Source organism: Desulfomicrobium apsheronum (genome assembly GCF_900114115.1).
GTDB lineage: Bacteria > Desulfobacterota > Desulfovibrionia > Desulfovibrionales > Desulfomicrobiaceae > Desulfomicrobium > Desulfomicrobium apsheronum.
The window spans coordinates 24,746-37,693 of the sequence record NZ_FORX01000020.1 but is presented as its reverse complement, the minus strand read 5'-3'; the positions used below and the strand labels follow the sequence as shown (position 1 = coordinate 37,693).

Sequence of the window (12,948 nt, the reverse complement as noted above, 5' to 3'; positions counted from 1 at the left end):
TCAGATTGGTGTCGAGGGCTCCAGCAGCTCCGGGAAGTCGTTGCGGGCATTGTTGACCTTCGTGCTCACAGGATAGCTCATAAAGTCCGAAAGGGCGTCAGAGAGGCTCTCTTGGACGTCCTGCCTCTGAGTCTTCGGGTCGAGCCAGGCTGCAAAGTGTTCCTGTTTGAGAACGACGGGCATTCGGTCGTGGATGTGGGCGATGGAGGGGGCGGCTGTCTTGGACATCAGCGCGCATGAAAGGACTTGGGCGCCGTCTTGGCCCTGCCAGACAGCCCAAAGGCCTGCGAAGGCAATAACGTCCGAGTCGGGCAGTGAGATGAAGTAGGGCTGTTTGACCTTCCGGCCGCCCTCGTTCCTGACCTGCTCATTCTCGTTCCACTCATACCATCCCCGTGCGGGCATCAGGCACCGCATGCTGCGCAGGCTGTGGCGCCAGGTCGGCTTCTCGATGGCATCCTCGGAGCGCGCGTTGAAGGTCAGCGACGGCGAGACGTCTTTCTTCCACCAGTGAGGGATGAGGCCCCACCTGGGGCCGTTCAGTTCCAGATGCCCGGCATCATTACCTGGCCCATACGGGCCAGGGCCAACAGCAATAAAATGCAAAGATGCCATCCGCCGCGACTCGTTCAGTTGAAATCCTTTTCCTGCGGCTCGTCAGCATCGATGATATCGTGGAGTACGATGTTAGGCTTGCAATCACATGGCAGGCCGCGCCAATGGGCGCAGGCATCATCATGCTGAACGTTGATCATCATCACACGGCCTGGGCGTGCCAGATACCGACTCAGTTCAAGAACCTTCTCAAGATATGTCATCGTTTGACTCCTTCCTTGTGAAACATTTTCTGCTGTGAAACACTGTCCGGCCGCCTGCTTATTGCTGGCCATATTTTTTGTGAAACAATGAGTCCTTTCGCAGACGTGTTACTTCTTTGCCGCCACTGGAGTTAAGACTATTTAAGACCGTATGAGTTTTGGTGCCAATCATGGCCACGGGGGAGAGTTTTGGGTATTTTGGGCATATGGTCATATGTATGACCTGAGGTTCGGAGAGAGAAAAAAGGTCTCAATTCGCTTTTAAGCCCAGTGGTCCAAAATGCCCAATACTCCCCTCTGTGACTCCTGACATCTTCTCTCCTTCCCGATTTCAGCCCAAAATGCCCAAAACCGCTTATAGGTCGCTATAGTCCAGATCTGGCTCTGCCGTCTGGGTCTGATGAACCTCGGGGTTGACCAGATCGGGCTCTGCCACCTTGTTCTGATGGACCTCAGGGTTGACCAGATACACTTCCTTTTTCCGTCCGACTGATGATGCCCCTCTGTAGTCACGAACTAAGGCTCCACGGTCGAGCAGTTCGTCCAGGCCAGGGCGCAACTCCTTCATGGTGGGATATCGGCCGCGCAGGGCTTTGAAGATCTCTCGGCCTGTGGCCTCCTCTCGCTGTTCGCGCTGGAGCCACTCGAGAACCGCCTTGGCGACCCCAAGCACCCCTTCCGTGCTGAACGCGCCGAAGACGTGCTTCGCATGTTGCGCGAGCCATTCAGCGAACTGCACAGCTCTCGCCATGGTCGCTTCGCTGATCTGGGCCGGTGAGACTTCACTGCGCTCCACAACGGAAAAGAGTCCGGCGATACGTACGGTGAGCCCGCTCAGCTTGCTTGCCCAAGGTCTGATGTGCTCGAATTCGCCTCCAGTGCGCTGGGCCTTCTCAACACTGTCGGTAAAGGACAACCATAGGCGGAACGCCTTCCCTGACAGCGGAATCTCGCGGGGCTCGATACCGACCGAAGTGTCCAGCAGACTACTGATGAAGAGATCCCACCGTGCGGCCAGGGCTTTGTCCAGAGTTCCGCTGTTGATGCGGAATCCAACCCTGGACCGGGGCAGGACCAACATGAATCTAGCGACCAGACCGCGCCCCATGAATGCGCGGTTTCCCAGTGCGTCGGCCAATACAATGGGTTGGGGGGTCAGGACCAAGGTAAGTTTGGGCCGCTGCAAGAGGATGGGCTCCTTACTCTTGCGATCCACCGAAACGGGTTCGCCGCCGAATGATTTGAGCACTATGTCGATGTTGGGGACGCCCTTAGTGTACAACCCGTTCAGCTTCTCGAAAAGGCCGCCCTCCGCTTCGAGGATGCCCAAGGACTCTCCGTGTTGGGCCAAAGCTTCGGCCAGGGCTTCCGGTGTGATGTCGTCGCATAACAATCGGGGCGGGACGGGCACCACGGGCGACTCTGTCTCCATGGCGAATATCTCGGCCTGGGCAGCTTCCAACTCCTGGGAGGACTTTGAACGCGCCGCTCGCTGCCGAGCCGCCTCGATGGCCTTATCCGCGGTTCTCTTAAAGCTGTTGGCCCTTCGGATCTCCTCACGCAGGTTCTGAGCCTGTTTCTGTTCCCACTCAACAAGCGGCGCCTTGCACGCCGAAACTACGGCACTTTTCCTTTCTCCGGGCTCAGACGCGACAAGTCCATAGATGTTGAGAGGCTCGTGGTAGTCCGGCTTAACGCGCACCACGCCGCAGCTCTGGACGGCCAGGGCGACCACGCCAAGGGAATTGATGGCCGCCAGTTCTCGGGGAGTCTGGATGGCCTCGCTCAAGGCCTCGACGAACTCTCCGAGCAGCCCGGGCAGGACACCTCGGGGCATTTCCGGAGGGTCCTCGGCGAAGGGAACGTAGTCGGGCCATGCCTGCCCTTGCGCAGGCTGCGCGGTGGTCTCGACCTCCGCGAAGGCATCCTCGGGCGTCATAGACGGACCTTGACCACAGAAGTGCTTACCTCCGTTTGCTTTGACGGCTCCGGCGATGGTGCTTTTTCGGTAATCCTCCCGATCCTGCCACTTTTCCCGTAGGGCCAGTTGCGAGTCTGAGAAGATTCGCTCCATCTGTTCAGGATCGGACCCGGTCCACCAGGCCAGCATGGACATCAAAGCCATATCGGCCTCGCTTTGCGATGGGTAGTCATAGTTCTCCCAGTCTCCGTCATCGTACAGCGCCGCAAACTTCTCGCCCTGGGCGCTGGCCCTTATGGCATCGAGCACCTCCTCGTCGGTCAACCGGGACTCTCCAGCGATCACAGAAGTGGCCTCAACCGACTTCTCGTCACCGGCCAGGTGGGTTCTGTAGAGCCAATCGACGCCGGCCTGGTTCTCCACCACATCCGTTGCGGAGCCTGGAATGGCGTGACCCGTCACGGTCAGGAAATTCCCACCCTCGCCATTGTACATCTCGATCCTGCCGCGCTTCTTCCGTGACCCAGGTGCTGTGCCGCGCACGAAGACGCGCACCCCTGTGCCGCTTGGGGACGTCTCAGTGTAGCTGCCGATCCGGTCAACGATCTCCTGCGCCCAAGACTCAACGGCTCCGGTCTCGGGATCGCGGCATTTGTCGAGGTCAACACCAAGGACGCCTTCCCCAGGAAGAACGCCTATGCCGCTCCAGCCGCCTCCAGCATGGGCGACAATGATGTCCTTGAAGGATGACCAAATAACCGGATCGTGCGCGTTGCAGGAGTGACGGGTCCTGTGGTTGTGAGGTACCTTGTCAACTCGGTCGTCTTTCGGCACAGCCTCCCAAACGAACCAGCGGCCCAGGGCCTTGAGGGCATGCGGGATCTGGCCGATTATTGGACTCAGAAATTTAGAGGTCTGAGAATTCATTTCTGACCTCCTTCTTGGCAGGCAGTTTAGGCTCGTTCCTGCAGGCCAATTCCACGGCCAGTCGAAGCAGATCCTCGCGTCGGCCGACCGGAACGTGGCCAGAGGTGAACCACCGGCTGACATTGGATACGGAGACTCCGAGGCGGCGGGCCACCTCGGAGACGCCTAACCCGTGCTGCTCAAAATAGGCTCGGTCAGGCATCACGGGTCGGAAGGGGCAAGTACTGCATGGGCTAGTTGGCATGGCTGACCACCTCCCAGGCCACCATGGCGGCGACCAGCACGATCAGGCCCACAGCGGACCCGCCTAAACCGACGAGGGTGAACAGGACGTAGGTGCCTGAGATTTTCACTAGGTTGACAATTTTGTTAAAAACGGATAGTAGGCAAGTGTTTGCGCCTCCGTCCCGGCCAGTCGAAAGGTTGGTTGGGGCGTTTTTCATGCGGCACCGTCCTTTTGCGCCGCAGACGACCGCCGATGTTCAAAGCGGCATTTGGAGTCAAGCCATTCCGCGAGCGGCCATTTGGGGTAGCCGATCTTGCCGCCGACACGAATCCTTTCCGCAGGTCCGCGCCCCATGGAATCGAGCGTACGCATGCTGCTGGGCTTGAATGTGCCCTCGCTGAACTCTTCGATCTGACTACGGAGCACCAACTCCCCGACCCACGACTCCGCCTTTGAATGAAAACTGAACGACATGATGTTCTCCTCGTTCGGTTAGTGGCAGCCGCAGACGCAAAAGTCCGGGGCAGACACGTTGATGTTCTGCCCCGGACTTTGACGGGAATTATGCTTGTTTGACGATGAACTAGGAAATGTTTCTTTTTGACTTCTCTTTTTTGATGATGTTCTGGAGCGCGCGGCGACTAACCCCCGCAGTTTGATCTCTATCACTGCGCGGTGGAAACTCGTTGTAGAACTTATCGCTGAGGGTTTTCCAGAGTGTCTCGCCCTTGACCCCGCTTGCCTTTAATTCGGTCCACATGCGATATATACGAGTGTCACGGCTTGGGTTCTCTGAAGTCTCAACAACACTAAACGCCTCACCGGCACTAGGCAGGAGTTTACTTTTGACGCCCTTTTTTGGGTTGCGTCCCCGCTCAACACCGTGGACAAGCAACAGCCCTGCATATTCAAGAAGGGTTGGGGGCGTCTCTATGTCGTCGTACTTGGCAACGTTGAGCAGAGCACGACCCACGTTTGCACGTCCCGGCTTTTCTCCTGCTTCGATGATCTCGACAACCCGATCGACTTGGCAGGCTGCTTCTCCTTGGTCCATCGCCTCATTTAGAGCCCCCCACTCACCAAAAGTGCTGACCCCCAGCGCATCCATGTAATGCTCAACCCGTTCCCGGTCTTCAGGGGGCAAGCTGTTCAGATAATCTTTCGTTTGCTTGTCCACTTTTCCCTACCTTGAAATATTGATGACCTTGCTGGCCTCTGCTTGGCCTAAGGCCCTGTCCAGGATCGAATCCCACATGGCCAGGGCGCGAGTTTTTTCCGCCATATGCTGTGACCTGTCGTAGTGCTTCCCGCCGACACTGGCGGTCAATCCGTGATTCAAAAAGCAGTCCATCACATGTCCCGAGACCCCGACATCCCCGAGTCTGGTGCGAACGGTGCGCCGAAGATCCCGAGGCGTCCAGTGATCCATACGACGCCCGTCCCTCTCGCTACCGTCGCAGAACCGAGTGACTGCCTTAGCGAGGCTAGCAATGGGCACAGGCTTTCCGGCATCGTGGGCCGAGGGGAACAGATACTCTGAACAACTTTTTGCCTTCAGTTCACGCAAGACTTCCAGCGCCCTTTTTGACAACGGCAAATCATGGTCGCGGCTATTTTTGGTCCGTTCTCCTGGAAGGTGCCACACCTTGCCATCGAGGTCGAACTCGTCCCATTTTGAATGCAGAACTTCCAGGGGGCGGGCACCACCCACGGCAATGATAAGCTTAAAGCAGTTTCCCAGCAAAAAGCTGGTCTTCATGGGCAACTCGCGCCACACTTGGCCCAGTTCTTCAACGGAGAGGGCGCGCTTGCCCACGTTCTGCCCACCCCGAGGTGTGGCAGCCACAGGATTGGACTCCAAACCATAAACGACGCCGGAGGGGTTCTTAACCCGCCAGTCGTGCTCAACAGTCAGAGCCGAATTGAAGGCAGCGGACAAGTACGCTCGAAGCCGGGCCGCCATGACTTCGCCCCGAGCTGCGGTCTCGCGCAGAAGACTGGCCACGTCCCCGACCGAGACATCCTTGGCCTTGGTATCCCTCCCAAGTGTGTCGGCAGCAGGGTATTTGCCACTCAGCAGCGCTCTCTGCACTTCCGGCCAGGACGATTTGCCCTGATCCTTGAGATGTCTGACGTAATCCGCAAACATGCTTTCCACGGACCCCATGGCTCGGTGTTGGAGTTCCTGCTCCGACTTCTCTCGCGCTTCACGCTCCAACTCGGCCTGGGGGTCCAGCCCATTGTCCAGGATGGCGCGCAGAGGCTCAATTGCGGCCCGGGCTTCGGACAAGGACTTGGATTCCACAGATCCAACCTTGATGAACTTGCGCTTGCCGCGCAGAAAATACTGAAACAACCAGGCCGCCGCACCGCCGCGAAGCCGGAAAACCAGCTTGCCTCCTCCTCGGGGCGCATCGTCGGTCAAGATCACATTTTTTCCGGCCCGAAGGGCCTTCTCGATCTCCTTTGTGGTCAGCATACGACCTCCTGATTTTCAATCAGATGACCAACTGCCACACTGTGGCAGGTGTGGCAGTTAGTGTGGCAGTTAGGCCCTTGGCTACAATGAGCGTTAATGGAGGTTAGTGTAAGCTGACTGATTGATTTATGTCAACAATTATTAACACTTTCATGCATAGTGCGACATCAACGGCGAGCCGCGAATTTACAGGGATTTACGCCATTCCGACAGATTCGTAATCAGTAGGTCGAGAGTTCAATTCTCTTTCCTGGCTCCAGTAAGAAATAAGGGGTTGCATGCACGTGCATCCCCTTTTTTTGGCCTTTTGGGTGCCACCATGATTTTGCCCTTCATTTGATCCAGGGATTGCCTTCCCGACCCGTACGGGGTTTTCCGGTAAAAGGTGGTGTTGTTTCTCCGGGCGCGCCTGACGTAGTGGTCGCGCCATGCAAATGGTCAACAACATTCACGACGCGCTCTTTCGCGAAACCATGAGTCACAAGGATGTCGCTGCGGATTTCATGCGTCAGTATTTGCCGGAGGCCGTCGTCAGGCATGTTCGTCTTGAAACCCTGGCCATCTGCAAGGACACCTTCGTGGCCCCGGATCAGACCATGCACCATTCGGATCTGCTCTACGAGGTCCGGCTGAGCGGTGACAGACCCGCCTATGTCTATTTCCTGTTCGAGCACAAAAGCACCCCCGACCGTTTCGTGGCCCTGCAGGTGCTGCGCTACATGCTCGAAATCTGGGAACTGGCCCGCAAGCAGCGCAAAGCGCGCAGGATCCTGCCGCTCATCATCCCCATCGTCGTATATCACGGCAAAACCAGGCAGCGTGCTGTTCACTTGGGCGAGCTCGTGGCTTTGCCGGACGCCGGTTTCAAGGCGTATGTTCCGGATTTTGCCTTGGCTTTCCATGATTTTTCTCCTGGATCCGAGGAACGCATCAAGGGCTCCATCATATTGCGTCTGCTGCTGACCTGTTTTCGCGCCAAGAACGATCCACGGGCCATCGAGCATCTGCTCGACATCTACCGGGTCCTGAGCGAGCTTGATGACGATGAACCGTCTCTGCGCTGGGTCCAGGTCATCTTCCGTTATCTGACCCAGACCATGGACATCGAGGAAAACGTTATGCATGATGCAGCCGAAATGCTACTTTCATCAACCAAGAAGGGTACAATCATGACGCTTGCCGAACGTCTGCTTCACAGGGGAAAACAGGAGGGTCGTCAGGAAGGTCGTCAGGAAGGTCGTCAGGAGGGTCGCCAGGAAGGCCGCCAGGAAGGTCGTTTGATGGTTCTGCAGCGTCAACTTACCAAGCGTTTTGGACAGGATGTTCTGGATATCCGGGTCCAGGAACGTTTGCGCATGGCCACGCCCGAACAGCTCGACCTCTGGGCCGAGCGCATCCTTGATGCCCGGGCCTTCGAGGATGTTTTCAGTGATTCTCCTGAAGATCCGTCCTGAGAGTGGGGCTCGAACGCGATGTCTCGCGGGCGCCTGTTCGGTTTTTGCATACTGATCATCCCTGAATTGTAAGCACTGCGGCGTGCATGCCTTCCCCGCATCCTTTCATTGTTTCCGTTGTCTCATTCCACCGCGCTGATTATTTCCTGCCATCGTCTGTCCATTGGAAAATTTTCCAGTTTCCGGAAAAATCAGACAAAAGCATCCCTTCATTCGGCTGTACAACATTCGCTAAAAGCCTCGCAGGTCTTTGTTGGTCGATGGTTTGGGCATGGCGGCTGGCTTGTGGCACGGGGATTGATACGAGCACGGGAAGGATGCCTGGGAAAGGAGGGAATCATGAAACGCTTCAAAGTGAAGGTGCCGCTGAGCATCGCTCTGACCATTGCCTTTTTGTGCTGCGCCATTGGCGTTCAAGCGCACAACGAAACGGTTGAGGAAGATATCATCATTGTGGCCAGAAATTACGTTTCGGTCGAGTTGTCCGACACCGGCGTTGTCATGGGCAGCAAAAAGGGACTTTTCGAGCCGGCAGAATTCAAGGGGGTCGAAGGTACGACCGTGCTGTTGTTCATGTACAACAGAATTTCCCGAGACAAATGCGTGCATCTGGTGTCGAACCTGTATGAAATGGATCCGACCGAGGTGGCGCCTCGGGTGGATCACGTACTGGGCTTCCTGAAGGACAACAAGCTGCTCCTGACCAGCAAATACCCCAACCCGTCGCGGAATTTCGGGATGAACAAATTCAAGGTCGAAGAAAAGTAATTCCTGCCCAAGTATGTGGGAAAAGATCGTGAATAGTGAATGGTGATTGGGCAGGGCCAAGCCAATCGATGCTCTTCTTGCACCCAATTTACCTCGCTGATTCCCGAAACCCGTTCGAATTCCCGCAGATTGTTGGTGACGATGATCATGCCCAGGTTGCGGGCGTGGCCTGGGATGTGCAGATCGTTGACGCCGATGGGCGTTCCCTGTCGCTCCAGGGCGGCGCGGATGATGCCGTATTGCCAGGCGGTCCTGTCGTCGTAGGGGAGCACGTCGAGACGGCTGACAAAGTCTTCCACCATGGACAGGTTTCGAGCCGGGTTGGCGCTTTTTTTCACTCCGTGCGCAAGCTCCGCAAAGATTATGGAAGAGATGGCCATGCGACCTTGGTTCTGGTTGAAGGTTTCAAGTACAGACAGGGGGACGATTCTTGATGACATAGATGACAATGCTTGTGTCTAGGAGATATTTGAGCATGGTTACAATGCTTCCCGCTCTGATTGTGTCTGGCTCGCCCGTTCGGTCATGAAATCGTCGGTGGCGGTCTGATCGCCGAGAAAAAAGCTGTCCCAGGCCGCATCGACCGGGGTGCGAATCCGCTCTTTGCCAACAACCCTGACCTGCACCTTCTTCACGGAATCCGGAAACCGCGTCCCGGCTGGCAGGCGTACGGCCTGGTGCGGTTGTTGATGAATACGGTCCCTGATTCCATGGTATCCTCCCGTGTTGCTATATACGCCTTGTATATGGCATGATGGGCTTTCTGCAATGGCTGTGGCGACGGGGATAATGCCACTTTCGTTGACTTTAAGACCGCAATGTATAGAAAAACAATTTGTGTCTTGATACTTTCACGCAAGTTCGAGTTCTAAAAGATGAGATAAATCACCCGAGATGTGCCGTGAGTAATAACTTGCTTTCACCGGAAGAATTGGTTTTTTTCTCATTTCCTTCCTTGAATGCTTCAGGAAAAACGGAATATTTTCGTTTGCGTCGCGTATCTCCCGATCTGGACAAATTTCTCCTTCTTCTGCCTGTCGATTCTTGCATTGTGATCTGCACTTCCGGGCAGAGCGTCCGCAATTTTTTTGATGCACTCAAAACGCAGGCACGACGTGCAGGCCATCGGCTTGTGCCTGACGAGGGCGAGGAAGACTGGGAATGCCTGGGCCAGGCGCGAAGCCACCAGCGCGACGATACGATTTTCGATGCAGAGGGAGAAGTCGTTCCATTGGCGCCGGATCTTTTTCCGAATGAGGCGGGTGGCGCGTTCACGGTTTGCGTCGTCCGTGCCGAGCCTCCTTCGCAGCCCGTTACGGATGATCTTGCAGGCCAGACGCCTGTGCGCTCCGGGGGGCACAGGTCGGCCATGGTGTCCTTCACGCTGGTGCGTCCCCCCTTGCAGCCCGAAGTTTTGGGTGCGCTCATGACCTCTCCCGCCGTGATCATCGATGCGGATGTCTATCTGCGGCCGGATCTGTCTTCCGAAACAGACAGGCACGCCGGGGCACCGACTCTGGCCGATTCGGTTCTCGACGGGTTTGTCGAATATCACCGCCTGGCGCAGAAGAATGTTTTCATGGAAGAGATACTGAGCCATCTGGAAACGCCGGTATTGGCCGGGTATGCCGACGGGCGGGTTCTGGGAGGAAACGAGGCTTTCCTCAATCTTTGCGGATATTCCCGATACGATCTTGCGACACGGAACTGGACCGTCGATCTGGCGAGCCTGGATTTTCAGGCCTTGCAGGAAAATGTTCTGGCCTCCCTTCTTGAAACAGGCCGCACACAGGAACTTGATACGGAGTTGCAGACGTCCGGTGGAAAGTTCGTGCCCTGCCATGTCCGCGTCTATCTGCACAAGGATGAGAAGGGCCATCCGCTTTTTTTCTCCGCGCATTATCATCCGACCACGGATTCGCTGGGCTCGGATAGCCCGAAAGCAGGTTCCGACCACACGTTTTCCGACAGCCTGCAGTACGCCCTGAAGCGCTCCATTCGACATCCTGACTACGCTTTCGCCTTACTGGTCATGGGTATCGACAATGCGGAGCAGGTTCTTCCCCAGATCGAGGATCAGAAGGCTTTTTTTGAAATGCTGGCAAAGCGGACCGTAAAATGTCTGCGCACGCTCGATATTCCGGCGTATCTGGATTCCGAGCAGTTTTTCATATTGCTGGACAATGTCCCCGACGTCATCGGAGCCGTCCGCGTCGCGCAGCGCATCCAGGAGGAAACCGCAAGGGCCTTCAAGCTCGGTCAGAGCGAGCTGCGGGTGACGTGCAGCTTTGGCGTGGTCATGGCCCCCCGGAATTACACGGACGAAAAGGACATGCTCAAAGATGCCACGGCCGCGCTCGGACGGGCGCTGCAGCGGGGCGAGCGGCAGATTGTGATTTTCGATGATCGGCAGAACAACGAGGCCGTGCAGTTCTTGCGGATCGAAAGCGGGCTGCGCAACGCGCTTCTGGAGAACGAAGTGTGCATGCATTATCAGCCGATAGTGCACCTGCAGACCGGAACGATCCGCGGAGTCGAGGCCTACATGCGCTGGAACCACAAGCGCAAGGGACTGTTGCGGGCCGAATGGTTTCTGCCTTTTGCCGAGCATAGCGACGTGGTGTTCGAACTTGAGGCGTGGGCGGTCCGGAAATCCTGCGCGGCTTTGAAGCGTTTTCAGCAGATCATGGGGGAAGGTTTTTTTCTGGGCCTCAACGTTTCTCTCAGAAACGCGTTGCGTCTTGGCTTTATCGAGGAGTTGACGGAGGTCGTCTTCGAAAATGCCCTCTGCCCCGAGGCCATTGTTCTTGAGGTGCGCGAGGAATGGCTGAAGTATTTCGGGGAGCGGTTTTCAAGTATCTTCGCGGAGGTGGACAAGGCCGGGGTGGGCATCGTCGTGGATCATTTCGACGCGACCCACATCTCCCTTGCGGATTTGCACCACTTCCCGCTGCGCGGGCTCAAGCTGAACGCTTCCCTGCAGAACGATCCGGGCGTGCTGGCAAGCCTCTCCTCCATCGCCGGGAGCACGGGCCTCATCCTCATCGCCCCCGGCGTCGAGGACGCAACGCGCCTGTGCTCATTGCAGGAACACGGCTGCACCTACGCCCAAGGCAACGCCCTGGCGCCGACCATGGATGAGGAGGCTCTTATGGAGTATCTGGCGGAGGAGCGGGGGTAGGAGGCATCGATGGAGGCATCGACGGACACCTCTATCTGGATTGCCTTTTCCAATCACCAATCACCATTCACTATTCACCAATCCCTTTTCACCAGCATCACCAATCAGCAAGAGGCTCCGCGTCCTTTTCCTCCGGGATACACCTTGGCGGCACTGGCCAGCAGGCCGGATCTGGTCATGCCCAGGCGACGCGCCTTGGCGTCGATTGCTTCCAGGTCAGACTTGGGCAGGCTGATGGATATCTTGACTGGGGTCATGTCCACGTTTGGCGCCTGAATGAGTTGCAAGATCGGTTCGCGACTCAGATCAACGCTGTCGTCAATTTCGCTCACGGCAAACGTCCGGGCCTGAGCCATGCTGGACGGTTCGGGTAGAGGCCTGCGTGCCTTGGCGTACTCTTCGGCCATAATGGCCAGCGCGTCCGCTCCCATGGTCATGCATTCTTCCAGAGTATCGGCTTGCGACGTGAGTTCCGGATAATCAGGAGACAAGATGGCATACCCGCCTTCAACGACGGGCAGAAAAATCAGAAAATAATAGGCCATGACGACCTCCTTTTAATGCAACGCTACACCGGTTTGTTTTTCGATTTGGCGCACAATCTTTTCTGGAATTTCCGTGTGTCTGCCAATGGTAGACCTGAAATGGTGAATAGTGAATGGTGAATAGTGAATGGACAGGTCAATTTTTTTCCCAATCATCATTCAGTGATAGAGCCATTGAGAGACACCTCTATCTGAAATGTCTTTCCCTTTGCCTCAGCCGTTGCCTTTTCCAATCACCAATCACCAATCACCACTCCCTAATCCGCCACCGCATTAACGCCGCCAACACCTTGCACTCCGGGCAAAGGTTTCACCTCCTCCCAGCCGGTGCGCTCGTGTTCCGCTTCCCATAAATCCCGAGTTTTCTGCATGTTCATCCACAGATCGGGAGAAGTCCCGAGAGCACGGGAAAGGCGCATGGCCATATCCGAAGTTATTCCCACCTTTTCGTTGATAAGGTTGGAAAGGTGCTTCCGGGATATACCCAAGTGTCCGGCCAGGGCCGTGACGGTCAAGTTCAAGGGCCTCCGGTAGTGGTGCTCTATGATGCGGCCTGGGTGCGTCGGTTTACGGGTTCTGGTCTGCATGCGGCCTCCTAATGATAGTCGAGATAATTGACGACGTGAACG

Annotated in this window: 13 protein-coding genes; 3 read left to right on the top strand and 10 right to left on the bottom strand. The window is 56.4% G+C overall.

Annotated features, from left to right (window positions below; translation table 11 throughout):
* The 6 genes from BMZ40_RS15845 to BMZ40_RS15815 all read right to left on the bottom strand — a co-directional run bounded on the left by BMZ40_RS15845 (position 1) and on the right by BMZ40_RS15815 (position 6,371).
* Entirely contained in the window at positions 1–615 is a 615-nt protein-coding gene (locus tag BMZ40_RS15845) for an SOS response-associated peptidase (protein WP_092378070.1), read from the bottom strand.
* A 14-nt stretch (positions 616–629) separates the two neighbouring features.
* Complete coding sequence (locus BMZ40_RS15840) at positions 630–818, bottom strand: hypothetical protein (RefSeq protein ID WP_092378067.1); 189 nt, start codon at positions 816–818, stop codon at positions 630–632.
* A 355-nt stretch (positions 819–1,173) separates the two neighbouring features.
* The gene (locus BMZ40_RS15835; protein ID WP_177193226.1) at positions 1,174–3,666 is read right to left on the bottom strand and encodes a phage NrS-1 polymerase family protein; all 2,493 of its coding nucleotides are present in this window, start codon (positions 3,664–3,666) and stop codon (positions 1,174–1,176) included.
* 439 nt (positions 3,667–4,105) lie between these two features.
* Complete coding sequence (locus tag BMZ40_RS15825) at positions 4,106–4,366, bottom strand: hypothetical protein (protein ID WP_092378058.1); 261 nt, start codon at positions 4,364–4,366, stop codon at positions 4,106–4,108.
* Between the two features lie 109 nt (positions 4,367–4,475).
* On the bottom strand, positions 4,476–5,069 hold the full coding sequence (locus tag BMZ40_RS15820; RefSeq protein ID WP_092378055.1) for a hypothetical protein: 594 nt from the start codon (positions 5,067–5,069) through the stop codon (positions 4,476–4,478).
* Between the two features lie 6 nt (positions 5,070–5,075).
* Complete coding sequence (locus tag BMZ40_RS15815; RefSeq protein ID WP_092378052.1) at positions 5,076–6,371, bottom strand: tyrosine-type recombinase/integrase; 1,296 nt, start codon at positions 6,369–6,371, stop codon at positions 5,076–5,078.
* Positions 6,372–6,799: 428 nt separating this feature from the next.
* Here BMZ40_RS15815 and BMZ40_RS15810 point away from each other — a divergent pair, with 428 nt between their 5' ends.
* The gene (locus BMZ40_RS15810; protein WP_092378050.1) at positions 6,800–7,825 is read left to right on the top strand and encodes an Rpn family recombination-promoting nuclease/putative transposase; all 1,026 of its coding nucleotides are present in this window, start codon (positions 6,800–6,802) and stop codon (positions 7,823–7,825) included.
* A 339-nt stretch (positions 7,826–8,164) separates the two neighbouring features.
* On the top strand, positions 8,165–8,593 hold the full coding sequence (locus tag BMZ40_RS19350) for a hypothetical protein (protein WP_143075666.1): 429 nt from the start codon (positions 8,165–8,167) through the stop codon (positions 8,591–8,593).
* On the opposite strand, the gene BMZ40_RS20070 is transcribed toward BMZ40_RS19350, so the two are convergent.
* Together BMZ40_RS20070 and vapB are read right to left on the bottom strand one after the other, a co-directional pair.
* Positions 8,488–9,033, bottom strand: coding sequence for a PIN domain-containing protein (locus tag BMZ40_RS20070; RefSeq protein ID WP_281243811.1), 546 nt, complete (start codon positions 9,031–9,033; stop codon positions 8,488–8,490). The genes BMZ40_RS19350 and BMZ40_RS20070 overlap by 106 nt on opposite strands.
* 39 nt (positions 9,034–9,072) lie before the next feature.
* Positions 9,073–9,288 (bottom strand): type II toxin-antitoxin system VapB family antitoxin, encoded by a 216-nt coding sequence (gene vapB, locus BMZ40_RS15795; protein WP_281243814.1) that lies wholly within the window; start codon positions 9,286–9,288, stop codon positions 9,073–9,075.
* A gap of 437 nt (positions 9,289–9,725) precedes the next feature.
* Here vapB and BMZ40_RS15785 point away from each other — a divergent pair, with 437 nt between their 5' ends.
* Positions 9,726–11,774 (top strand): GGDEF domain-containing phosphodiesterase, encoded by a 2,049-nt coding sequence (locus tag BMZ40_RS15785; protein ID WP_143075665.1) that lies wholly within the window; start codon positions 9,726–9,728, stop codon positions 11,772–11,774.
* 104 nt (positions 11,775–11,878) lie between these two features.
* On the opposite strand, the gene BMZ40_RS15780 is transcribed toward BMZ40_RS15785, so the two are convergent.
* Complete coding sequence (locus BMZ40_RS15780; RefSeq protein ID WP_092378038.1) at positions 11,879–12,319, bottom strand: type II toxin-antitoxin system HicB family antitoxin; 441 nt, start codon at positions 12,317–12,319, stop codon at positions 11,879–11,881.
* Between the two features lie 257 nt (positions 12,320–12,576).
* On the bottom strand, positions 12,577–12,906 hold the full coding sequence (locus tag BMZ40_RS15775; RefSeq protein WP_092378035.1) for a HigA family addiction module antitoxin: 330 nt from the start codon (positions 12,904–12,906) through the stop codon (positions 12,577–12,579).
* Positions 12,907–12,948 lie beyond the last annotated feature (42 nt).

Excerpts from the sequence above, each read along its gene's own strand:
- BMZ40_RS15845 (WP_092378070.1), bottom strand. The coding sequence starts at position 615 with ATGGCATCTTTGCATTTTATTGCTGTTGGCCCTGGCCCGTATGGGCCA.
- BMZ40_RS15840 (WP_092378067.1), bottom strand. The coding sequence starts at position 818 with ATGACATATCTTGAGAAGGTTCTTGAACTGAGTCGGTATCTGGCACGC.
- BMZ40_RS15835 (WP_177193226.1), bottom strand. The coding sequence starts at position 3,666 with ATGAATTCTCAGACCTCTAAATTTCTGAGTCCAATAATCGGCCAGATC.
- BMZ40_RS15825 (WP_092378058.1), bottom strand. The coding sequence starts at position 4,366 with ATGTCGTTCAGTTTTCATTCAAAGGCGGAGTCGTGGGTCGGGGAGTTG.
- BMZ40_RS15815 (WP_092378052.1), bottom strand. The coding sequence starts at position 6,371 with ATGCTGACCACAAAGGAGATCGAGAAGGCCCTTCGGGCCGGAAAAAAT.
- BMZ40_RS15810 (WP_092378050.1), top strand. The coding sequence starts at position 6,800 with ATGCAAATGGTCAACAACATTCACGACGCGCTCTTTCGCGAAACCATG.
- BMZ40_RS19350 (WP_143075666.1), top strand. The coding sequence starts at position 8,165 with ATGAAACGCTTCAAAGTGAAGGTGCCGCTGAGCATCGCTCTGACCATT.
- BMZ40_RS20070 (WP_281243811.1), bottom strand. The coding sequence starts at position 9,033 with ATGTCATCAAGAATCGTCCCCCTGTCTGTACTTGAAACCTTCAACCAG.
- BMZ40_RS15780 (WP_092378038.1), bottom strand. The coding sequence starts at position 12,319 with ATGGCCTATTATTTTCTGATTTTTCTGCCCGTCGTTGAAGGCGGGTAT.
- BMZ40_RS15775 (WP_092378035.1), bottom strand. The coding sequence starts at position 12,906 with ATGCAGACCAGAACCCGTAAACCGACGCACCCAGGCCGCATCATAGAG.